This window comes from Helicobacter salomonis (assembly GCF_900197775.1).
Lineage (GTDB): Bacteria > Campylobacterota > Campylobacteria > Campylobacterales > Helicobacteraceae > Helicobacter > Helicobacter salomonis.
The window spans coordinates 50,406-72,622 of sequence record NZ_FZMA01000039.1; the positions used below are offsets into that span (position 1 = coordinate 50,406).

The following is a 22,217-nucleotide window of genomic DNA, read 5'->3' on the forward strand; positions in this document are numbered from 1 at the left end:
AACATAAGCCTGGATTTTAACAAAATTTTATACAATCGTGCCTAAAAGAGAGTGCTATGCGTTGGATAGTGGTTTTGAGCCTGAGCTTTGTGGGTCTTTGGGGCGTTAATCTCAATTTCCAAAGTTTTAGCGCACATTTTGAGCAGGTTGTCCTAGGTGAGGGGCCTAGCCCAGTGTATACGGGTGAGATTTTCGCCAAGATGCCTGATTACGCCAAGTGGGTTTATTACAAGCCCCTGGCTAAGGAAATCTATATGCGCGATAAAAAAGTGGTGATTTACGAGCCCCAACTACTACAAGCCACTCTTACATCACTAGATACTTCCCTAGATTTCTTTAGCATTCTCAAAAAAGCTAAACTCCAAAAAGACGGCCGCTATAAAACCAAGATCAAGGGCACCACCTACTACCTCACGCTACAAAATAATTTACCCTATCTACTTGAATTCACAGACAAGCTTCACAATAAGGTTAAAGTTACCTTTAGCTCCGTGAAAACCAATATTCCCTTAGAAGACTCCATCTTCGTGTTCACACTGCCTAAAGGCGTTGATCTCATCAGACACTAGTAAATGTGTTTAAAGTCTTCAATGACATCTTGATACATTTCTAAAGTCTGTTGAATCGATTGATCCAAGGTGTAGTTTTGTGCACTCTGCACATAGGCTTTTTCTGCTTGGGCGCGCTCTTGAGGGTGCTCTAACCAGTAGTCGATTTTGCGCGCCAAATCTAGCGGATCATTAGCCTTAAATAACGATCGGTGATCAAGGGCAAATTGATTGGTTGCGCTGATCCTGCTATCAGAAATAATGGGCACTATCCCACAACCCATGGCCTCTAAACACGCGATCGCCTCGCCTTCCACATCTGCGCTATGCACATACAAATCACATTGATAGAGCAAATCCAACAATGCATTCGACTCTATAAACCCAAAGTCCACAGCATGCGCTAGTTTGCTTGCTTGTTTCTCTAAAGCCAACAAACAAGGCCCCTGTCCTTTGAGGTGGAGTTGGATATGGGCGCGATACTTGCTCAAATGCACTGCCTCAATGAGCACGCGCTGGTTTTTCTCGGGCGAGTAGCGGCCTACCATGACAATGTGGTAGAGATCATCTTGCTTAGTGTTGTGGGTGCGCGGGGTGTAGAGAGGATCAAAGCCATTGGAGATCACATATTTTTTACCTCCATAACCATGCCGATTTAACTCAGATTTGATGAGGGGGGAGGGGCAGTGGATATGGAAGAGATGCTGGTAGTAATTCTGCTTAAACCACCAAAAGATCGCGCGGTTAAGCCAGCCAAATTTTTCTAACCCAATATTGTAGGTGATGTGCTCAGGTTGTAGATGAAACGCCCCAATATAGGGGATTTTCATGATGCGCGCTATTTTGAGCGCCACTTTCTCTAACTTGAAAGGTAGAAAGAGATGCACGATATCCGCGCCTTCAAAGGCGCGTTGTAACACCTCTGGATGGGGTTTTCCAAAGAGGATATGCTGTTTATGGGCCATCTTGCTCACCAAGGGTATGTGGCGTTCTGGCACGGCATAAAAACCCTCCCCCTGCACAAAAGGAGCAACCACGCGCACCTCATGCCCGTGCGCACACAAAGCTTTGTAAAAGCGGTAGGCAGTCATTGAAGTGCCATTACTTTTATTTTCAAAACTATCCACCACTAATACAATAACCACTACTCGTCCTTAAAGTTAAACTTGAAAGGGCGTTTGTCAAAGACCAAAATTTCAAAATCTCCTTCAAAAACCTTGATCTCCATAAACTCTCCCTCCACGCGCACAGATACTTTTTTAGAACTGGTATGACTAATGGAAGCGTTGAAGTAGATTTCCTGTTTGACTTCAATGGGAGCGAGAAAATTGAGTCTGATAGAGCTAATCAAGCTATTTTTTTTGTTAAGGGCGCATAGGGCGGCAAAGCTGGCTGCGCTCACAACAAAGCCCGCATGTACGAGGTCTTCTTCGCAGAGCATGAATTCTTTGGGGACTAAGCACACCGTCGCTTTTCCCGATCCAAAGGAAATCAAATCCGCGCATAGAGTCTGCTCTAATTTAGAGCAGACCAGCAAGCCTTCCTCAAGAGGGGTATCGGCCATCATCATCCTTTTGTCAAGATAAAATAACCCCGCATAGGGGCATGGTAGCCCTCCACACTCTTAGACCCACTCGGGTCCAAAAAATGCTCCAAACTTAATCCCTCGATCCAAATAGTTTTGCGTTGTTCCTGTGTGGTAGTGGTGCGCTGGGTTAGGAGAGTGCAGCTACTAAAACCCGCTTTAAAAGCCCAGTTTTGTAAGGCGCGTGGACTGGGGATAAAATAGACATTATTCATTTTAGCGTAGGTGCGTGGACACAAAGCGACTTCTAGGGGGCTATCGTAAATCAAGGAATCTAGAATCAATACCCCCTGTTTGTTCAGCCCCATGTGCAAGGCCTTGAGCGCGCTATGGGGGTCTTTGCGGTGATACAACACGCCTAGACAAAAAATTACATCAAAACGCTTGGGGTAAGTGCGCAGGTCCTCCACTCCCAAACTTTCATAGAGAATAGGAAGTTTTAACAAGGCGTTGAGGTAAGTAAATTGTGCCTTGTAAAGTGTGCTCGGGTCAAATCCGCTCAAACTCGCACAATTTTCTTTGGCCATGCAAAAGAGGTGGTAGCCATTATTGCAACCCACATCGGCGACATGTTTACCCTTTAAATCTAAGCAATCCTTGAGAATATCCCATTTGAAATCACTCCGCCATTCGCTCTCAATCTTAAAAGCCCGATCATGTTGCTCCAAAATAAAGGGTCCCTTACGCCATGGACGCAGTGCCCATGCCTCTTGGTAGAGCGTGTCTAAATTCAGGTTGTCCTCTATGTAAATGCGTAATCCTTGATCTAAGCAATAACTAGCCAAATAAACTTCCTTGTGGGGAGGCACTCCTCAGTAATGTTTCTATCTGCACATCTCCCAAGACAAATCCTAGGCTAAAACGGGCGTGTAGCAAGGTTTGCAAATGGAGAGAATCGTGGTAAAGTTGGTGGGCTATGTTGAGAGGAGTGGGGCTGAAGACTGCCACAGAGTGCCAAGGGGCGATGTTGCGGGTGTGTGTGAGGATGGCGGGCATTTCCTCAGAGTTAATGTGGTCCACCAACACTTTGAAGCCATGGGGACAGAGCTCCAACGCGTCATTAGTGTAAGAGGCACGCATGAAGGGCAGGACGCCAAGATGTTCTAATTGAGGAGACAAATTGAGGGCATGGCAAGCGCATAGGGTGCGCCCCAGTTGTGGAGCGTAAAAACTGGGTAATTTAAGGTCAAAACGCGCGCCCTGGTAGAGAATACTTGTAGAGAAAAGTTGTTGGAGTAAGATTTGACAGGGCATGGCCTCTTCTAGCTCCAATTCTTTGGAAAAAAAGTCCTTAAACACTCTGGAAGTCGTCACAATATAGGACACTCCCCTAAGGCTCAAGTTGAGGAGCTCCACACTCTCTCCCTCAAAAAACACTATACTCGGATCGCTCAAGATTCGACTTAGAATTGCAAATTCCACGCGGGACATACAGAGTAAACACACATCTAGCAAATGGTAACGCAACAATCTCTCTAGGGCTTTTGTTACTTGGGGTACAAAAATCCATGCAATTTCTAAATCGCCAAGGGGCATCTCCTGATCGTAGAGCACGCCATAAGCCCCGCACTCTAGGGCTTGGGTAATGTCTGGAGCGTGCAGGGCAATAAAAAGCCCCCCCTTGGCATCTTTGGGGTTCGTGCTAACATGGCTAAAGGCATGTATGCAGGGCGCATTCTTAAGCACTCCCCTAGTGATCTCCACCACCTCAGCCACATGCACTAGCTAATAACACTTCCATTTTTCATAGAAGTGAGGGGTGCGATGAGGCTTAGATTTTCTCCATCTCCTGCGCTCAACACCATACCCTCACTCAATACGCCCAACATTTTACGCGGCTCTAAATTTACCAGCGCGCATATCTGTTGCCCTTCTAGGGTTTTGGGATCATAATGTTTGGCAATCCCTGAGAGAATGACTCGCACTCGATCGCCAAAATCCACGCGCAATAACAAGAGTTTGTCACTCTCTTGGAGTTTTTCCACACCCACGACCTGTCCTACTCGAATCTCGAGCTTTTGGAAATCTTTTAAGGAAACCATCTGGGATACAGAGGTCTTTGGGGTAGCGGACTTGGGAGGCTCTAAGCGGGGGAAGAGGGGCGGGGCTTTTTGAATCACAAAAGAGCCTAAAAAGGGGTTCTCTTGCAGGTGTGCAAATGCGCCCGCCTCTAATTTTAAGCCCAAAATATCGGCTAACTTGCATGCACTCTGGGGGATTACTGGGTAGAGGTAATAAGCGGCTTTGGCTAGGAGAGTGGCAATCAAGCCCAATAAAGCCATGATTTGCTCTAAGTTAGTCATTTTCCAAGGCTCCTCGCGAGCAATGAGCGCATTAGCCCCCTCGAAGACCTTCCATAAATCCTCTAGGTATTTATGGGGCTGCATTGCCTGCATGCTGGTGTCCAAGGATTCAAATAGCGCATTGAGAATGGCATAATCTTGAGCGTAGTGGTGCAACACCTGCGTACTCTCAATGCGCCCCTCAAAGTAACGCCACGCCATCCCACTCAAGCGTTGCACCAAATTTCCTAGCGTGTTGCTCAAATCCGCATTCGATCGGCGCAATAGCGCTTCAATGCTAAAATCTCCATCTTGACCTAAGGGCACTTCGCGTAGGAGAAAATAACGCAAAGTGTCCTTGCCATATTGCTCTGCTATATCTTGGGCACTGATCACATTCCCGATGCTCTTGCTCATTTTCACCCCCTCGATGGTCCACCATCCGTGCACACATAGATGCTTGAAAAGGGGCAGTTTCAAGCTCATCAAAAAGGCGGGCCAATAGATCGCATGGAAGCGCAGAATATCCTTCCCCACAACATGGATGGCATGGTTAAAATGCCCCATTTTCTCTCCATTAGGATAACCCAGCGCACTCACATAATTGAGCAAAGCATCCAGCCACACATAGATGACATGCCTAGGGTCTTGGCATGTTGGAGGGAGTTTGATTCCCCACTCAAAACTGGTGCGTGTGATGGACAGATCATGTAAACCCTGTTCAATGAAGCGCAGCACTTCGGGCGCGCGGGAGGTGGGTAAAATAGCTTGGGGGTTTTGAGCGTAAAAATCTAAAAGGGATTGTTGGTATTTACTCAGCTTGAAAAAATAGCTCTCTTCCTCTAAAACACTGGTTTCGCGTTGGCAATCTGGGCAACGCGCGTGGCTGGCCACAAAACTCTCGCAACTCACACAATAAGAGCCCCTATAAGTCCCCTTATAAATGTCACCCTGTTCTAACATGGTCTCAAAAGCGCGTTGCACCACAGCTACATGTGCGCTATCCGTGGTGCGGATAAAGTGGTTATAAGGAATATTAAAAAAATCCCATTGTTCTCTAAAGTGCGCGCTAATTTTAGAAGCGTATTCAAAGGGGCTTAGGTCATGCTTTTGTGCGCTTAGAGCGATTTTTTGCCCATGCTCATCGGTGCCTGTTAAAAAAAACACCTCGTGCCCCTGCAAAGTGTGGTATTTTGTCAGCATATCGGCGATAAAAGTAGTGTAGGCATGCCCCAAATGCGGAACATCATTGACATAATAAATGGGGGTAGAGACCAATTTTTGCATGCAATCCCTTTTAAGTCTAAAAACATATAATAGCACAAAAGGATGTCTATGTTAGCCAAGATGTTTTTGAAATCTATGCTCAAGCGCTTTAAAAACGGGGATTACCGCGTGATTTTTTGGGATAAAGAGGTTTATCTCAATGGCACAAAAACCCCTAAATTCACGATTAAGTTCAACCGCCCTCTCAGGATGAGCGATATCAAAAAAGACATGTCCTTGACCATCGCAGAAGCCTACATGGACCGCGTCATCGATATTGAAGGGTCTATGGATGAAGTGGCGCGCGTGCTCTATCTGCATACCAATTACGAACATCTGCACAAACATGACAACGCAATGCCCGTCCAACAGCCCCACAAAGAGAGTTCTAACATTCAAAGTCACTACGATTTAGGCAATGATTTCTATAAACTTTGGCTAGATGAGACACTGAGCTACTCTTGCGCCTATTTTAAAACCCCAGAAGACACTTTGCACCAAGCCCAACTACAAAAACTCGACCATACACTCAAAAAACTTGATCTCAAACAGGGTGAAAAACTTTTAGACATTGGCTGTGGGTGGGGTTATCTCTCTATCCGTGCGGCCCAAGAGTACCATGTCGAGGTAGTGGGCATCACCATTTCAGAGGAACAATTTAAAAAGGCCACCCAGCGGGTAAAAAGCATGGGTTTAGAGGATCGGGTTACCATCAAGCTGTTAAATTACCAAGACCTAGATGGCATGCATGAACGCTTTGATAAGGTAGTGAGTGTGGGAATGTTTGAACATGTTGGCAAGGCAAATCTACCTTTTTATTTTAAAAAAGTGAAAGAGGTCTTAAAGGTAGGGGGGACATTTTTATTACACTCCATTCTGTGTTGCTTTGAGGGTACGACCAATGCGTGGATTGATAAATATATCTTTCCAGGGGGATACCTACCCTCCTTAAGGGAGGTGATCTCCATCACGGCAGAGAGTGATTTTCACCTGGTCCTGGCCGAAAGTTTACGCCTGCATTATGCTAAAACTCTGGACATTTGGTATCAAAATTTCCTCACACATGAGGAGGAAATAACAGACATGTATGACGCGCGTTTTGTACGCATGTGGGGACTATATTTAAATAGCTGTGCCTCTGCTTTCCGTGTGGGAAGTGTAGACCTCTACCAGCTCTTGTTGACTCATAGTGTGGACAACACCATTCCCTTGACCCATGAACATATCTACCAAACAACGCCCTAATGGCAGGAGGTTCTCAAGGAGTTTGCTTGTGGGTGTATCAGTAGCACAACTTTTCCCAAGTTGTAGAGGTGGGTGTATCCATTAGAGAGATGCCCTGCTTGGCTAGATCCTCTCTGATGCGATCGGCGAGCACAAAATCTTTGAGCTTCTTAGCCTGCAAGCGCAAATCGATTTGGGTTTGGATATGAGTTTTGAGCGCATCATCTACACCCAGCTGGAAGTAGAGTGTGGGGTCTTTACCTCCTAGACCCAAGAGCATTTCTACAAAGGCGAGGTCAGCTAGAATGTTCTGCGCCCTTTGTTTTTTCGCATTTTTATTGAGGGTGTCTAGCTGTTCGTTTGAGTAGTGCAAATGTTCCTCTAACACACTGAGGGCTTTAGAAATATTGAGATCATCTTGCATACACGCGAGCAATGCATGCGTGAAGTCATGTTGGGGTGTTCCAATAGAATTGAGCGCCTTGAGTTCTAAGGCGCGTTTTTTGAGGCGATAAATCTTATCCAAGCGTTTTTTGCTTGCCAATAAATCCTCTTCGTTAAAGTGCAATGCAGCGCGGTAGTGCACGCCTAAGAGATAGTTGCGTAAAATCTCTCCATCATAGACTCGCAAGGCATCCTTAATGTAAAAGCTATTACCCAAGCTCTTGCTCATTTTCTCCCCTGAAATATTCACAAAACCATTATGCATCCAATACTTAGCTAATTCCCGATCAAATGCGCAACGGGTTTGAGAGGCTTCGTTTTCATGGTGAGGGAAGAACAAATCCGATCCGCCCCCATGGATATCAATCTGGTAACTTTGATCTCTGTAAGCGACATTGGCAAAAATCATGCTCGAGCATTCAATATGCCATCCGGGTCTGCCCTTGCCAAAAGGACTCTCATAGCCCACATCATTAGAACCCTTGTAGCTCTTCCAAAGGGCAAAGTCTTTTTCATGGCGCTTTTGAGGGTTATCCTCTAAACGACTCACGCTCTCTTGATCTAAAGAATGCGCGCTCAAAGTGCCATAGGCACGATCCGTGCTGGTGTCTAGGTAGATATCTCCATGGTCGGTTTTATAAGCATGTCCCTTGTCTAAGAGAGCTTGAATCATCGCTACCATGGCATCTAAATGTTCGCTAGCCTTGGGTTCTAAATGCGCGCGTTGCACACCTAGGGCTTGCATATCCGCCAAATAGCTTGCCATGAAACGCACGCTTAAAGCCTGTATTTCCACTTGTTCTGCCTGTGCTTTGGCAATGATCTTATCATCAATATCAGTGAAATTTTTCACCATTTGCACAGCATAACCACTCAGCTCCAAAGTGCGCCAGAGTAGATCAAAGGCGATTGCGCTACGGGCATGGCCTAAGTGCGAGTAGTCATACACCGTGGGACCACAAATATAAATTTTGACTTGATTCTCTTGAATGGGTTGTAAAAGCACTTTTTGTTTTTGTCGGCTGTCGTAAATGTAGAGGGGTTGCATCTATGCCCTTAAGTGAAGTAGTAGAATGTTTGAAATGCTTGTAAACACCACAGAAACAGCACTAACAAAAGGGCTTCAAACGCTAGAAACCCCAGTAGTCCTATTCCTTGTTTGAGAGAAATCATGCCCAAAAAGCGCTTAAAACCAAAAGCCTTGATATTCAAGATACAGAGCATCCATCCGGTTAAACTGCTCGCTAATGCTAGCCCAGCCGCTTGCAAATAGTGCATGCACACCAAAGAGCTTAACAATCCAAAAATCAAAGAATAGAGAGTGATTTTAGCTGCGCGGAGCTGTTGCCCTTGTGCATAAAGCCAAAGCGCGAAAATCTTAGAGAGGCCAAAGGGCAGAAGTCCCACCAAATACATTCTAAAGACAGCTGCACTCTGCAAGGTGTCTTGGGCACTAAATCGCCCGTGTTCAAACAAGAGGGCAATGATGAATTCACTCAAGACAATGCCCCCCAAACTGGAACCCAAAAGCGTAAGTGTGAGAAATACAAACGCACTTTGCATGTGTTGCATAGCCTGGGTGTGTTGGCGGTTTTTAAGAGATTTGGCAATGGTAGGAAAGAGCGCAGTTGAAATGGCGATGGCAAAGAGGGCTAGAGGTAATTGGAAAATGCGATTAGCATAATAGAGGTAGGAAATACTGCCCGCGCTCAAGAACGAAGCCAGCAAGGTATCCAAAAAGGCTGAGAGTTGGCTAGCTGAATTGCCTAGCACACTGGGGAAGAATTGCTTGAAAAAGCCCTTGAGCTCAGTTTTGAGATTATTGTTAACGGGAGCTTTAGAGCGCTTGAATCCGTGTTTGAAGCCTAGATAAAAAAGTTTTAAAAAACCTAGGGTGTAGAGAGGGTAAAAATGCACACACACCTGCGCCACCCCACCCCAGAGCACTCCGTAACTCAAATAATAAACTACTTCTAAGGAGTGGTGATCCTGACCGCATAGCAAACCCGTAATCATCCCTATATTGAGCAAAATTGTGTGGTAAGCGCTCACAAAGAAGCTATTTTTATATTGCAAAAGTGTTCCAAAAAAAGTACTCAGAAAAACCAAGAGCAAGTACCAAAAATTCAAGGCCACGATGTCTTGGGCAAGCATAATGGTGTGTGCATCAAAGCCATAGGCGAACATCTTGGTAAACAAGGGGGCATTGTAATACACCGCCAAACTCACAATAACTAGAAACGCACTGAAGAGGCCCAAGACGCTCAAGCTAAAGCCAGCCTTATGACGGCTGTGGATAAAAGCGGGCAGAAAGCTCTGGCTAAACGCTCCCTCTGCAAAGATGCGGCGGAAGAGGTTGGGGAATTTGAACGCCACAAAAAAAATGTCACTATATAGCCCACTTCCTAAAATAGACGCGCTCAACAAATCGCGTACAAATCCTGCGACTCGCGAACAGAGAATCCCCGAGCTATTGGTCAGAAAAAATCTTTTGAGCACACAAACCCCTTGTCAGGCCGTTAATTCTAGTCTAAAAAAGATTAATTGGTGTTGTGTTTTTAGCCGATGTGTATTAAGATGCGAATATTTACACAAGGAGTGTGCTTTGGCGAATGGTTTTTATTCTAAGACTGTGCTTGATTGTGGGGATATTCAACTAGAACTTGAAAAAGTAGCGCAGACTCATGGCATTGACATAGAAGATTTGTGGTTTGACCTGCTCAAGGTACACACCTTGATGCGCACGAATCCCAAAGATGTTTTCAAGATTGTAGAGGAGAGCGAAATAAGTCAGATTGACGACGATACATTTTTTGGCGATAAACAGGTAGAAGTCATTCAACGCTATGACATCTGCATTAAGAAAAAATTATTTACCTACTTCTTTGAACTGGAATTATCTCCCGAACGGAATGAGCTGTATATCGTCTTTGAAAATCCTTTTGTCATGATAGAAGATGAGGGGTTGTTCAAGGAAATTTGCGCTTCCATTGAAGCCACAATGGCGCATCAGAAAATTTTGTTGCGGCAAATGCAAATCCAACACGCTGCCTTGCACAAGGAGATTGAGCATTGTGTCAAACAGGATCAGCAACCAGAGAGGATCTTGCTCAAGCGTGCCCTTTATCGCCCCAATAAACCCGGTTGCGTGCATTTCCTCTTAAAAAAGGTATGGGAAGAGAAGAACGACCAAAAGGCTCCAGCGAACTCCATTTTTGGAGCGGGCGTGGGTGATGCCGTGCTCGAGTATATCAAGCCCATTGCTGGAGCGAGTGGACCTGATCTCTTGGGACAATTTGTCAAGGTGAAAGAGGAGAATCCCCCTCCGTCCGTTTTTGAATGTAGCACAGATGCCTTTGAAACCAAAGAAAATGAACAAAAGGTAGTGTATTTCTCTAAAATCGCGCAGTATGTCGCTATTGTGGGCAATATTCTCAAGAGTTTTACCAAGGATAGTTATATGGAGATGAAGAGCACTAACACGCCTATGTTTTTGGGGGGAGTGGAAAATGGCATGGTGCTTTACATCAGCGCAAAGAATGAAATTGACAATGCTATTGAAAGTAACTTGCGCATTGAGGCCAAAGAAATTCATGTAAAAGGCAATGTGGGCAAGAATGTCAATTTAGTTGCTAAAAAGGTGATTGTAGAAGGTCAGTTGCATAATGATAGCTCTGTAGAAGCAGATGAAATTTTTGTCAATAATAATAAGGGAACTTGCCGAGGCAATAAGGTGATTTGCAAATACGCTGATAGAGGCACGATTATCGCCCAAACTTGTGAAATTGATGCGGGCAGTGGAGCACAAGTCTTTGCTAAAGAGATCAATGTGAAACAGCTCAAATCTAACAACACACTTCACTTTTCCAGCAAGTGCATGGTGGATTATGTCGATGGAAGCGAAAATAAATTCTATTTTTATGCCTTTGCTGATCCTGATTCCAAACGCATCTTGGAAGAGACCAAAGCGGGAATGGCTCAATATAAAGAGAAAGCGCAAAGTGTCATGGCTCAGTACCAACAACTCAATTTACTTGTGCGGCAAAATCAAGGCACCATTGATAAAATTAAAAGCGCAGATGTTACCACACGAAAAGCGTTAATGGAGGACGAGTCGATCCAGCGCATTTATCATGATTTTATGGATTGTCTGCGCCGCATCAAAATTTTGCGTCTTTATGTACTCAAGATTCAGGAAGTCAATCGCAAATTTCTAGATCGCCTTGTATCCTTGGAATCCCGCATGCGAGATGCACGGCTTTCTGCTAAAAGCGCGTGGAGTGCGTTTAATACCATCGCGTGCAATCGCCTATACACCGGTCGCAATAACCAAACCTTGCAGACAGAAAAGGGCGAAATGGTCGACTTTAGACTTGATGGAATCCAACTGGTTCGTGCAAAACACCAAATGGATGATTTCAAGCAAATAGATTTAGAGGGCGGGGCGTGATAGTAGGGCTGGTAGGATGTGTGGAGCGTATCGAGCCCACTTTTATAACGCTCTATGTCAATGGGGTAGTTTATGGAGTGCATGTGAGCTTGCGCACCAGCGCGTGCTTGCAAGTCAATCAGGAAGTGCGCTTAGATACGATCTTGGTGCTCAGGGAAGATTCTCAAAATCTCTTTGGTTTCCTAGAGTCTGAGGAGTGCACCCTCTTTGCGCGTCTACTTAAGATCAATGGAGTGGGGAGCAGAATTGCCCTGGCTATTCTCTCTGTTTACAGCGTGCAAGACTTTACTTTTCTTTTAGAAACGCGCGATTTAAAGGGATTGCAAAAAGTGCCTGGAGTGGGGAGTAAACTTGCAGGTAAGATTATGTTAGACTTGGAGGGTTACTGGGAGCACAGCGTGGTTTCCAATCCCCATACGGCAGAGGCGATTTTGGCCTTGGAGAGTTTGGGCTTTAAAAGCACTCAAGCGCGTCAAGTGTGTGTGTCCCTGCCCAAGGGGCTTGACACACAAGAGATTATCAAGCAAGCATTACAGCAATTGAGGTGAATATGCAACGGGCATGGCATCTGCGCAGTTGGCGCGATTTTCCTATTTTACAGCAGCCTAGTTACCCTGATCTGCTCGCCCTAGAGAGGGTTGAAAAGACCTTGAAGAGCTATCCCCCTTTGGTCTTTGCCAAAGAAATGCGCAGTTTACAAGAGGCACTCAAACAGGCTAGTCGCGGTAAGGCGTTTTTATTGCAGGGGGGGGATTGTGCGGAGAGTTTTGAGAATTTTAGCGCAGATGGGATCAGAGACCTTTTTAAGGTCATCCTGCAAATGAGTGTTGTGCTAGCCTTTGGGGGGCGTTGTCCCGTGATTAAGGTAGGACGCATCGCAGGGCAATTCGCCAAACCTAGAAGTCAGGAGAGCGAATGTGTAGATGGAGTGGAGGTGCCTATTTATCGTGGGGACATGGTCAATGGTGTTGATGTGAACGCCCGCCAAGCTGATCCACAGAGATTATTGCAGGGTTATCATCAGAGTGCGGCAACTCTCAATTTATTGCGCGCCTTTGCCAAGGGGGGGTTAGCAGACCTGGCCGAAATACATCGCTGGAATTTGGATTTTGTCAAGAGTAACGATTTGGGTCAACAATACGAGAACCTGGCAATGCAGATCACCCAAGCTTTAGATTTCATGCAGGCATGTGGAGTGGCTGACCTGCCCACCCTCAAAGAAACCGATTTTTACACCAGCCATGAGGCGTTGCTGCTTCACTATGAAGAGGCTCTAACGCGCCAAGATAGTTTAACTTCTCAGTGGTATGGCTGCTCTGCCCATATGCTTTGGATTGGGGATCGCACTAAGGGTCTAGATCAAGCTCATGTAGAGTTTTTAAGAGGTGTGGGCAATCCCATAGGAGTCAAGATTGGTCCTAGCGCTACATTAGAGCAACTCCTAGGACTCTGCGAGATTCTCAACCCACATAATGAGGCGGGTCGTTTGAGTTTCATTGTGCGCATGGGATCAGCCTTACAGGAAAAATTCCCGCCTCTCTTGAGCGGGGTGTTGGAGGCACAAAAAGAAATTGTGTGGGTTTGCGATCCCATGCATGGCAATACGATCAAGACTAGGAGTGGTGTAAAGACGCGTTCATTCACCCAAATTGTGCAGGAAGTGAAGGATTTTTTTGCGATTCATCGCGCGCAGGGAAGTTGTGTGGGGGGTGTGCATTTGGAAATGACAGGCTGTGATGTGACAGAATGCATTGGGGGGTCTCAGGCCATTACAGAGGAAACTCTTCAACACAATTACCATACTCAATGCGATCCTAGACTCAATGCCACACAGGCCCTTGAACTCGCTTTCTTACTCGCAGACATGCTCAAGCACAACGCACGTATGACGGTCGGTTAAGATTTTTAGCTACAATACCACCTTTACACTAGATTTGTGAAAGGACCTGCATGCGTTGGTTATTACTGGTGGGTGCATTGGTGATTATTCTCAATGGGTGTGCGGAAAGTAAAGCACAAATCCTAGAGGACGAGCAAGATTACAAGCCTTCAGAGAAGACCATCTGGCAACCCGAACAAAAATGAGGTATCAAGGTGCGATGCCCGGCTGATCAGCTTGACGGGCATTGTCGCAATCCTGCTTAAAGCTCTGGCTCATGTAGTTAATCTTTAGTGTGGACTGAAAAGCTTCTTGGCATCGTTTGAGCATTCTGGCGCGGGCTTTAGGGTGGGTGCGGTAGTGTTCTATGGAGTGGGGCAGGCTCCAGTGAAACTCCATAGGGGGCAGGCGTTCACCTGGACTCCCCTCACACTCGTCGCTACAATAACCGCTCTGAGCGTGAAGAACGCCTGCTAAGAATAAAGCTAAAAATATCCCTTGCATTTTCATTGTAAATCCCTTTATTCTAAATTCAAATGTCTAAGGAGTAACCAGCGGATTGTCAAATAAAGCCCGATAATTTTACAGCTCTCTAAAAGCCAAAATACAACGATGGCATGTTTTTCTAAAAAAGGCAGTTTGAGATAGAATTCTATATATCCGTAATCTAATGTGTGCTGGTAAAATTGATAGAGCCAACGGGAGGGCAAATCCAGGAACACACCGATTAGCACGAAAAGCGCTAAACCTATGAGCTTACGCAGGCGTTTTAATTTGAAGGCATGCAACAGACTCAAGACCAGGAGGAATTTGAGATAGAGCAGAGCAAAGAAAAAGAGAAGAGTGAGAGCGTGCTTGCCAAATTGTGTGCAATTCTTATAGAGAGAACTTAAAAGAGCATGGAAAAACTCGTGGCTGTGGTTAAGCGCATAAGAGAGTGCAAGAGCAAGCAATAAGAAGAACAGACTAAGCACGATCCAAAAGAGGTTAATCATAAGTTTGGGCAGTAGGATTTGATCCACACTCAGAGGTAAACTCCATGTCAAGTAGGCCTGTTTTCCAAAGAGTGTTTCTGATAAAGAGCGTAGAAGTGCTACAATCAAACACACGACCAAAATTCCACTGCCAAAGAAAAACAGCATCTCGCCCAAAAAATCTAAAGCCAGCCAATCTTTGCTGACCAATAGGGTGCAAATTAACAAAAAGACTTGAGTTCCCACAATGGGCGTGTAACTATCTAAGAAATCATACTTAAAAATATGCTTCATGCAATATACTCCCTATAAAGCTGCTCTAAGTCCATTTGTCTGACATCATGGCAAGCCATAATGCGCCCTGCTTTCAAAAAGATGGCTTGATCGATATAGCCCTGCACATCGTGAATTAAATGTGTGGAAAGCAACACACTAGCATGGGCACATTCCTCCGCAATGAGTTGTAAAATCTCTGCGCGCGCGAGCGGGTCGACTCCACTCAAGGGTTCATCAAAAAGAAATAGCCGCGCCTTACGCGCCAAAATAAGCAAGAGTTGAAATTTTTCCTGTGTCCCCTTAGATAATCGTTTAAAAGACTGCTTCAAGGGAATTTCAAAGCGCTCTAAGAGCTCTAAGGCGCGTTGAGCTTGGAAATCTGCGAAAAAATCTGCATAAAAGCATACCATCTCTTGTGCACTAGCATGGGGGGGCATGCAACTATGTTCGGGAAGATAAGCTACACATTGTTTAGTAGCCACCCCCACATGTTGGTTGGCGATGTGAACCTCACCCTCATAGCGCACACACATGCCTGCAAGAATTTTGAGTAAGGTGCTCTTGCCCGCACCATTAGGCCCTAAAAGTCCAATCATCTTAAAGGTAGGGAGTTCCAAATTGAGATGATCGAGCGCCCGATGCCTACCATAGGACTTGCTCAAATTGTGGAGGCGAATCATCAATAAGAAAACTTGGTAAAGAGCACAAGGGAAGAATTCCCGATATTGCTCATCACTTTGGGAGAATAGGAGTAGACATAGCCAATTCCTGCGTCTAAGATCATCTGTTGGTACTGCCATACCTTGTAGTTAGTCATGATGGAGTACTCCTGGTAGATTCCATAGGCTACCATTAAGTCGACACGAACCTTCTTGGTTTTCATGCCTCCAAAGAGATAGCCCGTATAGGTACCATTAGCAAAGTAGATTGCAGGCACACCCACAGAGTTGATTCCCCGTCCATAAAACTTGCTCTTGTCGTCAAAAGACCAAAAAAAGCCCTTGCGCCCCGATGCAGGCACAGCATAAAACCCTAAGCCAAAATTGAAAATTTTGTATATAAAAGTCTGATCTGCCCAAAACAATCCCCCCTGAGACTCCTGCTTGATTCCGCCTGTGGCTCCGTATTGATAGATTCCATGCACAATTGTGTAAGATTTGAAATGCTGGGGCAAGTCATGCTGGTATTGTGCTTTAAAGCCCAATTGAAAGAGTGTTCCAGTTGCAGGGAGGGGGAGTTTGGTATCTGCGAGCAAAAAGGGAGAGATTTGCAAGCCCTTATTGGCATAGCCCATGCCAAAGGCAATTACTTCTCCGCCCACATATTTCTTTTTAGACACTGGATCGTAAGAAGCTAACGCGTTGATGCTGGTGGCAATACGGGGTCCCTGCAAATCATTGCCCTGATAACCATTGTAGAGCATGGAATCCATGAAAATCCCCCAAAAGCGAAAATCATTGCGATGGATGAACAAACTCCCACCCTGGATATTTCCCTGAATCCAATCAAAATCCACAAAGTTGGTGTCAAAGCGCCCCATAGAAAATTTGAGTCGTTGGGTGTCAAACTTGACATAGGCATCTGAAATATCCCCCATGCTCAAGTAGGGGCGCATATTGCTCTCCACACTCCCCAAGACATTTCCCACGCTCACAATGGGTTGAAAGCGTTTGTTATGACTGTAGACATTCCATGCCCCAATTGCCCCAATTCCAAAGGCCCAACCATTGTTAAAGGAGAAATTAGTCCCTACGCGTGCGTCAAATCCCACATAGCCATGTGTGCGGTGTTCAAGACCCTGGTTGTAAATCATACCCAGATACCCAAAAGGGTCCATCACAATCTCTGCCCCCCTCAAAGGTAGACCCCACATTAATACAGCGGCAAAACAACGCTTCAGATTCGACAAGACCCATCCAACTCTATATGAAACGCCCATCCTTAAGAACCCCAAAGGATACCAACACGAAGGGCTTTGTGTTTGATAATGCCTACAGCGACATCTCTATCGATTGTAGCACAATTAAAGCCACTAAGTGCTTACACCTCCGCTTCAAAGGGCGGAGTTTTCGTGCATTTAGATAAATTGACCCTACAAATACTCAAAAACATGCTAAAATGGCAATCGTGTTTAGTAGGTGGAGCTCCTGCTTAAATTAGCTTGACAGGCGTGCGAAGTGTTTTATGCTTTTGAGGGCAGAAATACGAGTAGGCATGAATGAAACAAAAATGTAGCAGAAATCCTAGCTCTACAAAGTTTTGTGAATATAGAGCGGAATCTCTCATGATTGGGATTTAGTCTGTAAGCGGTACCATCAGGCTGGTTTACTCGTCTTTGCTGGCTGGGCATTTCACTTAAGAATTCGATTCTGCCTTCTTGTTCTATCTGACACAGGATATTAAGATGAGTTTCAAAGAAAAAATCGCGTTAATGTTGGTGGTGGTGCTGGCCGCGAGTTTCATGGCATTTGGCACATTTGTAGAACGTTTCACAAATAAAATCATCAAACAAAATTCTGAGGAACACTTGCTCGAAATTGTTAAAGCCAATGTAAATTGGATTGTGGCTTGGAACCAAAATACTCACAAGCTTTTCAGAGTAGCTGTGGAAAAAGTACGCGATGATTGGGAGGGAAACACGGATACGCTCTTAAAAAATCTCAGGTATATAGGTAAAAATTTAGACGCTCTGCATGTCTACATTGGTTTGAGTGATGGTTCTTTTATCTCCACTTTGGGGCCTCCTCCTTCTGGTTATGATCCCAGAGTACGAGGATGGTATAAGGAGGCACATACCCAAAATCAGATTGTGATTTCTGAGATTTACAAGGATGCTTATACAGGTAAACCCGTGATTACTTATAGTGAACCCTTGGTCGTGCAGGGACAATTTCTAGGGGTCATGGCTGCTGACCTCCCCTTAGACTTTTTTGAAGAACATGTCAAGCGGATGGTCACTGAAGAGGGAGGAGGGTTGGATCTCATCGATCGCAATGGTTTGGTCTTGGGCTCTAATAAGCTTAAACCAGGGACGAACATTGCCGATGCGGGCTCATTTCTCAAGGGTGTTGCCCATAAATTGCTCAACACACAGCAGGGGGTGTTGCATGGCCATAAGGAAATTGACCATTCTCTACTTGTCTACACAAGCGTAGCTAATAGTCATTGGAAAGTGGTTGCACGCATTCCTACTGAAATCGCATTCAGGAATATTAAAAAATTACGGGCACTCATGTTGGTAGTATCATTAATGGCTCTCTTTATTACCCTGAGCATCATGTTGTCCTGGATTTACTATTTAATGCGCCCCTTGGATCGTCTCAAGCGTTTGAGCTTGGATCTCACCACAGGAAGTAGGGATTTGACCAAACGACTTCCTTGCACCAATCGGAGCAAACGCAATGAGATTGTGACCATCACACGCAATATCAATACCTTTATTGAACAGATGCAGACAGTGATGTATCACATCAAAGAGATAAGCAGTCAACGCGCTAAGGTGTCCAGCACGCTTATAGAAAGCACTACGAGCGTACTTGCCCGTGCTAACCGTGCGACTGCTGTTGTGGAAGAGGCTGTTAAGCGTAGCCAGCACAATATTGATACTATTCTGGAATATGTTAAAGGCGTGGAGAGCAATAACCAAAAGCTCAATCAGACTGGTACTTATCTGGACACCGCACACGATCAAATGAGAGAATTAAGCGTCCGCTTAGAGCACAATGCCAGTCAGAGCATAGAATTTGCACATAAATTAGAGGAGACCGCCAAGAGCACAGAGAGTATTAAGGAGGTCTTGACCATCATCAATGACATCGCTGCCCAAACTAATTTGCTTGCTCTAAACGCTGCAATCGAAGCTGCTAGAGCTGGTGAACACGGGCGGGGTTTCGCTGTAGTGGCCGATGAGGTGCGTAAACTCGCTGAGAAAACGCAAAGCAGTTTGACCAGCATTGATGCCACCATCAGTGAAATGGTGCAGGGTGTGGAGGATATCAACGAGCATTTAGGGCAAAATGCTAAGGAACTCAACCAAACTTCCCAGCTTGCGATCAGTGCGCAAGAGGTCATGCAACAAAGCGTCAAGGAGATTTCTAAGGCGATTCAATATGCCAGCGAGGATACCCAGCGTTTGCAGGGAGTTGTGCAGGATAGCCGTAATATTAACGAAGAGGTAAAGACACTCAGTACTCTAGCGCATTTAGAACAGGAGGACATTGAAAAAATGCGTAAGACCAGCACATCTTTAGATGACTTATACGGCGCATTAGGGGTTGAGATCGATAAATTTAAGGTATGAGTGTGATGAGAGCAATATTTTTTGCACTAATTTGGGCTGTGTATCCTCTATGTGCTCTGGATTATTTTCAGGCCCTAGATCAGGTGAAGCGGTGGTCAGATGATTTTGTGCGCCAACAGGGTTATAACTCACTAGAAAATGGTAATTATAGTGTGTACTCAAAGGCTACGGGCTATTCTTTTTCAATCCAGAATCGATACTATATGCTGCTCTATGTGATCAACACGATCAAAGACAACACCCGTCCCCCCGTCGTGTGCACGGGAGTCCTTTTTAATGAGAAACTTTACAGGGGTTTCTGCTTACGGGGCTATGAAAAACTAAATGTGGAAAGCACTAAAAACACTCTGCTGATTAAGCTGGTCCAGACTGGCGTGCACACACCCACTTCCAGCACAAGCGCACAAGCTCTCTTAGCCTTTAAGAATATTGAGGGCACTTTTTATCTCACCCGTTATGCCAAGCAAACTTTGGATAACACTCTTTTTCCCAGTGCAGCCCCCAAAACCTTTTATGAGCAAGAGAGTCCTATTTACGCGATGGGCGATGTCAATGACAAGCTGTTAGAGAAATTGCAAAATCAGCCCGCTAGCCTCGCTAGTGCGCGCAAACCTCAAAACTCTACATGTTTCAAAATGGACATCAATAACTCCAATGACTCTACCCCCTGTGAGTCCGAATATAGAACCAAAAACGAAGACCTGCTCTCCTTCAATGTAGGCAATGATCGTTATAGCTTTAGCAAACGCACGACTTATGTGAATAACCCCAATGATCCCAATTCTATCTGCGTGCTAGCGCGCCACAATGGCAAATTACTCAGTCGAACCCTCTGCATCCATCAAGGGCAAGTGGATTTAGCCTACAAATCCCCTTATTTGACTTTTGAGATGGGACAATACGACCCCTCTGCCGACAATATCTACACTAAACTCTATGTAACTTTCAAACTAGTAAAGGGCACTTTTTATCTGCATCAATTCAGCCAGCAATTCTTTAGAGTGGGTGATAATGGGGATAAAAAGGTGGTGCGCACTTTGATTTTTTATCGCCAAAGCAGAGACGATCCCCACAGACATAACCTAATGTCTTTGGACAGCTTGGAGCCGGGGTTTACTCAAGAATTGCAAGCGCAGTGTTTTGACAGGGGATATTGCGTGGATTGAGGCGTCTGAGGATAACTCAGACAAAACACCTAGCACGCTGAACTAGAGTTTTGCCACTCGCGTGCTAAAGCCCCTAGCTTTAGCTAAGGGGAGTATGCCAACTTTTTCTATACTCCTCCATTTTACGCCAACAATAGCGCAACAAAGCTCCGTATTGGTTTGAGGAGTTATTTTGTGGCGCGCTCTGCACTTGGGGAGCTTGTGTGGTTTGAGAAGTCTGTTGACTCTGCGGAGTTTGTTGAGTTAGTGGAGCTGGCGTTCTCTCTGTCATTCTGAAACCCTCAGGGTAAGTCATTAGATGAAGATTTTCTGCACTTCTAACAAAACACCCTAAAGCTTGTTGCACGGCTTCTTGACTGAGATCAAGATTGGTTGTAATTTGTATTGTTGCGGGAATTGAAAAACTTTCTTGATCGCTGGCAATCACAAAGCCATGCCCTGCGTCAATATCTAGCCCTGCTTTGTCTATAAACCACCCCCAAAAGCTCTCAGGGTTAAACTCCTGCCACAATTCTCCATTACACCGCAACACTTCAAAACCACTAGCTTGAAAAACTCCCACCCCGATTTGACCATTTACATGCACGATGAAAAAATTAGCCATCGACCTTTCCTACTGCAACGGGTTTTTCAAATTTTTCCACTTCTTGATACACTTCCTTAGCACTCATGTCCGGGTTCAAGGCTTGATACATGTCATTGAGCTTATCAGAAACTAAAATGCGATCAGCTGTGCTCTCTAGTTTGCCCTCTAAGTGTTGGGTGAGCTTGTCCATGTCTGCACCCTTAAAATTATCTAACACACCATTTAAAACTTGGGCTTTTTGCTCTGGCGTGCCCCCAGCACCTTCTACATGCGCGCTAAGACTTACCCAGCTCTCAGGGCTAAGTTCTACTCCCTTTTTTTCCTCAATAGCTTTAAGCGATACGGCTGCGGCTATAGCGGTGTTTTTGAGATGGTCTGCATCACTCCATTTTAGTTTGTCTTCTTTGGAGGGTTTCTCCACATTGGCGCGCGCATAGTCAATAAAGGCTTGGTAGCTCTCAAACTCTTCGGGCTTTTTATTGCAATTAGCGACTTGGTGACCCAAATCTTCCATGTCCTCTACCTTATCCTCTTTGCTAAAAATACCCAACACCTGCGCCACCGCAAAAATAATACCCACAATGGGCAATAAGCCCGACCCCAAACTCGCCAAAGTTGCGCCCAAGCTAGCTAACCCTGCGCCTATACTGCTAGCTAAACTTCCAATAGCACTACATGCCGCACTAATTGCTCCCCCTATTGCACTAAACAATCCCATATTTATCCTTTCATTGGTTTTTGCAAGGCATCAAATGCCGCTTGTTTTTCCTCTACCCTCTTTTTCATCGCCTCAATTTCGGCTTTGTATTGCTCGAATTTAGGTGGTTTGCTTTCCTGTTCCTGTTTGTATTGATATGAGGTGGGATGCATGCCCACTTTGCGCCCAACTTCGTGTGCTGCCTGCCATATTGCATTTACGATAATGTTGTCATATCCCATACTCAGGCCTTTTCAAATCTTTCAAGTTTAAATTGATATGATCGGCATTCACAATCCTTTCCTCCTGCGTGTTAAGTGCTTTATTGAGCACAAAGAGTAAAGCCTTTTTGGTCTGTTCAGGCAGACCACTCTTAGCATAGATTTTACGCATTAAATAATCGGCTAAATACTCCAAATTAGCGGGCACTTTAGCCTTAAGGGCACGCACAGGCTCTAGCTTGATATGGTTGTCCTCAAAAGCCACTCTCCACGCCAAACTAAAGCTATAAAAATCATAGCTCAAGGCTTGCTTCACTTC

23 protein-coding genes are annotated in these 22,217 nt (G+C 45.2%); 8 read left to right on the top strand and 15 right to left on the bottom strand.

What is annotated here, in order from left to right:
• Positions 1 to 56 precede the first annotated feature (56 nt).
• Complete coding sequence (gene lolA / locus C6H04_RS06425) at positions 57 to 569, top strand: LolA-like outer membrane lipoprotein chaperone (protein WP_104695345.1); 513 nt, start codon at positions 57 to 59, stop codon at positions 567 to 569.
• On the opposite strand, the gene C6H04_RS06430 is transcribed toward lolA, so the two are convergent.
• The 5 genes from C6H04_RS06430 to metG are packed head-to-tail and all read right to left on the bottom strand — an operon-like array spanning position 566 to position 5,702.
• Complete coding sequence (locus tag C6H04_RS06430) at positions 566 to 1,693, bottom strand: glycosyltransferase (RefSeq protein ID WP_104732659.1); 1,128 nt, start codon at positions 1,691 to 1,693, stop codon at positions 566 to 568. The genes lolA and C6H04_RS06430 overlap by 4 nt on opposite strands.
• Positions 1,693 to 2,112 carry a hotdog domain-containing protein gene (locus C6H04_RS06435; protein WP_104695343.1) on the bottom strand — a complete coding sequence of 140 codons (420 nt, stop codon included), beginning with the start codon at positions 2,110 to 2,112 and terminating at the stop codon, positions 1,693 to 1,695. Before C6H04_RS06435 ends, C6H04_RS06430 begins: the two co-directional genes overlap by 1 nt.
• A gap of 2 nt (positions 2,113 to 2,114) precedes the next feature.
• Positions 2,115 to 2,885 (bottom strand): tRNA 5-methoxyuridine(34)/uridine 5-oxyacetic acid(34) synthase CmoB, encoded by a 771-nt coding sequence (gene cmoB, locus C6H04_RS06440; RefSeq protein WP_438940247.1) that lies wholly within the window; start codon positions 2,883 to 2,885, stop codon positions 2,115 to 2,117.
• Positions 2,886 to 2,910: 25 nt separating this feature from the next.
• On the bottom strand, positions 2,911 to 3,849 hold the full coding sequence (locus C6H04_RS06445; RefSeq protein WP_158653550.1) for a hypothetical protein: 939 nt from the start codon (positions 3,847 to 3,849) through the stop codon (positions 2,911 to 2,913).
• A 5-nt stretch (positions 3,850 to 3,854) separates the two neighbouring features.
• Positions 3,855 to 5,702 (bottom strand): methionine--tRNA ligase, encoded by a 1,848-nt coding sequence (gene metG, locus C6H04_RS06450; protein WP_104732661.1) that lies wholly within the window; start codon positions 5,700 to 5,702, stop codon positions 3,855 to 3,857.
• Between the two features lie 48 nt (positions 5,703 to 5,750).
• Between metG and C6H04_RS06455 the strand changes: the two genes are divergently transcribed.
• Entirely contained in the window at positions 5,751 to 6,926 is a 1,176-nt protein-coding gene (locus tag C6H04_RS06455) for a class I SAM-dependent methyltransferase (RefSeq protein ID WP_104732662.1), read from the top strand.
• A gap of 37 nt (positions 6,927 to 6,963) precedes the next feature.
• On the opposite strand, the gene cysS is transcribed toward C6H04_RS06455, so the two are convergent.
• Together cysS and murJ are read right to left on the bottom strand one after the other, a co-directional pair.
• The gene (gene cysS, locus C6H04_RS06460; protein WP_104732663.1) at positions 6,964 to 8,397 is read right to left on the bottom strand and encodes a cysteine--tRNA ligase; all 1,434 of its coding nucleotides are present in this window, start codon (positions 8,395 to 8,397) and stop codon (positions 6,964 to 6,966) included.
• 8 nt (positions 8,398 to 8,405) lie between these two features.
• Complete coding sequence (murJ, locus tag C6H04_RS06465; RefSeq protein ID WP_104732664.1) at positions 8,406 to 9,848, bottom strand: murein biosynthesis integral membrane protein MurJ; 1,443 nt, start codon at positions 9,846 to 9,848, stop codon at positions 8,406 to 8,408.
• 106 nt (positions 9,849 to 9,954) lie between these two features.
• Here murJ and C6H04_RS06470 point away from each other — a divergent pair, with 106 nt between their 5' ends.
• The 4 genes from C6H04_RS06470 to C6H04_RS08280 are packed head-to-tail and all read left to right on the top strand — an operon-like array spanning position 9,955 to position 13,884.
• Positions 9,955 to 11,799, top strand: a complete 1,845-nt coding sequence (locus C6H04_RS06470) for a DUF342 domain-containing protein (protein ID WP_104732665.1) — start codon at positions 9,955 to 9,957, stop codon at positions 11,797 to 11,799.
• The gene (gene ruvA, locus C6H04_RS06475; protein WP_104732666.1) at positions 11,796 to 12,347 is read left to right on the top strand and encodes a Holliday junction branch migration protein RuvA; all 552 of its coding nucleotides are present in this window, start codon (positions 11,796 to 11,798) and stop codon (positions 12,345 to 12,347) included. Before C6H04_RS06470 ends, ruvA begins: the two co-directional genes overlap by 4 nt.
• Before the next feature lie 2 nt (positions 12,348 to 12,349).
• Entirely contained in the window at positions 12,350 to 13,699 is a 1,350-nt protein-coding gene (locus tag C6H04_RS06480; RefSeq protein WP_199766086.1) for a class II 3-deoxy-7-phosphoheptulonate synthase, read from the top strand.
• A gap of 50 nt (positions 13,700 to 13,749) precedes the next feature.
• Positions 13,750 to 13,884 (top strand): HP0135 family lipoprotein, encoded by a 135-nt coding sequence (locus C6H04_RS08280; RefSeq protein WP_267892223.1) that lies wholly within the window; start codon positions 13,750 to 13,752, stop codon positions 13,882 to 13,884.
• 4 nt (positions 13,885 to 13,888) lie between these two features.
• Here C6H04_RS08280 and C6H04_RS06485 read toward each other — a convergent pair whose 3' ends face one another.
• From C6H04_RS06485 to C6H04_RS06500, 4 genes are read right to left on the bottom strand one after another with little or no spacing between them, the layout of a single operon-like run.
• Positions 13,889 to 14,188 carry an EexN family lipoprotein gene (locus tag C6H04_RS06485; protein ID WP_104695333.1) on the bottom strand — a complete coding sequence of 100 codons (300 nt, stop codon included), beginning with the start codon at positions 14,186 to 14,188 and terminating at the stop codon, positions 13,889 to 13,891.
• Positions 14,189 to 14,199: 11 nt separating this feature from the next.
• Positions 14,200 to 14,946 (bottom strand): hypothetical protein, encoded by a 747-nt coding sequence (locus tag C6H04_RS06490; protein WP_104732667.1) that lies wholly within the window; start codon positions 14,944 to 14,946, stop codon positions 14,200 to 14,202.
• The gene (locus tag C6H04_RS06495) at positions 14,943 to 15,611 is read right to left on the bottom strand and encodes an ABC transporter ATP-binding protein (RefSeq protein WP_104732668.1); all 669 of its coding nucleotides are present in this window, start codon (positions 15,609 to 15,611) and stop codon (positions 14,943 to 14,945) included. Before C6H04_RS06495 ends, C6H04_RS06490 begins: the two co-directional genes overlap by 4 nt.
• Positions 15,608 to 16,765 (bottom strand): hypothetical protein, encoded by a 1,158-nt coding sequence (locus C6H04_RS06500; RefSeq protein WP_233710445.1) that lies wholly within the window; start codon positions 16,763 to 16,765, stop codon positions 15,608 to 15,610. The genes C6H04_RS06495 and C6H04_RS06500 overlap by 4 nt, the downstream gene beginning before the upstream one ends.
• 567 nt (positions 16,766 to 17,332) lie before the next feature.
• On the opposite strand from C6H04_RS06500, the gene C6H04_RS06505 reads away from it, so the two are divergent.
• Together C6H04_RS06505 and C6H04_RS08180 are read left to right on the top strand one after the other, a co-directional pair.
• A complete protein-coding gene (locus C6H04_RS06505; RefSeq protein WP_104732669.1) occupies positions 17,333 to 19,228 on the top strand; it encodes a methyl-accepting chemotaxis protein in 1,896 nt (631 codons plus the stop codon).
• 2 nt (positions 19,229 to 19,230) lie between these two features.
• On the top strand, positions 19,231 to 20,394 hold the full coding sequence (locus C6H04_RS08180; protein ID WP_233711875.1) for a hypothetical protein: 1,164 nt from the start codon (positions 19,231 to 19,233) through the stop codon (positions 20,392 to 20,394).
• Positions 20,395 to 20,473: 79 nt separating this feature from the next.
• On the opposite strand, the gene C6H04_RS06515 is transcribed toward C6H04_RS08180, so the two are convergent.
• The 4 genes from C6H04_RS06515 to C6H04_RS06530 all read right to left on the bottom strand — a co-directional run.
• Complete coding sequence (locus C6H04_RS06515) at positions 20,474 to 20,998, bottom strand: hypothetical protein (RefSeq protein WP_104732670.1); 525 nt, start codon at positions 20,996 to 20,998, stop codon at positions 20,474 to 20,476.
• The gene (locus C6H04_RS06520; RefSeq protein ID WP_104732671.1) at positions 20,991 to 21,698 is read right to left on the bottom strand and encodes a hypothetical protein; all 708 of its coding nucleotides are present in this window, start codon (positions 21,696 to 21,698) and stop codon (positions 20,991 to 20,993) included. Before C6H04_RS06520 ends, C6H04_RS06515 begins: the two co-directional genes overlap by 8 nt.
• Before the next feature lie 2 nt (positions 21,699 to 21,700).
• Entirely contained in the window at positions 21,701 to 21,919 is a 219-nt protein-coding gene (locus C6H04_RS06525; RefSeq protein WP_104732672.1) for a hypothetical protein, read from the bottom strand.
• The coding region (locus C6H04_RS06530) for a hypothetical protein (RefSeq protein WP_158653823.1) at positions 21,909 to 22,217 on the bottom strand (309 nt) is incomplete at its 5' end. The genes C6H04_RS06530 and C6H04_RS06525, both read right to left, overlap by 11 nt.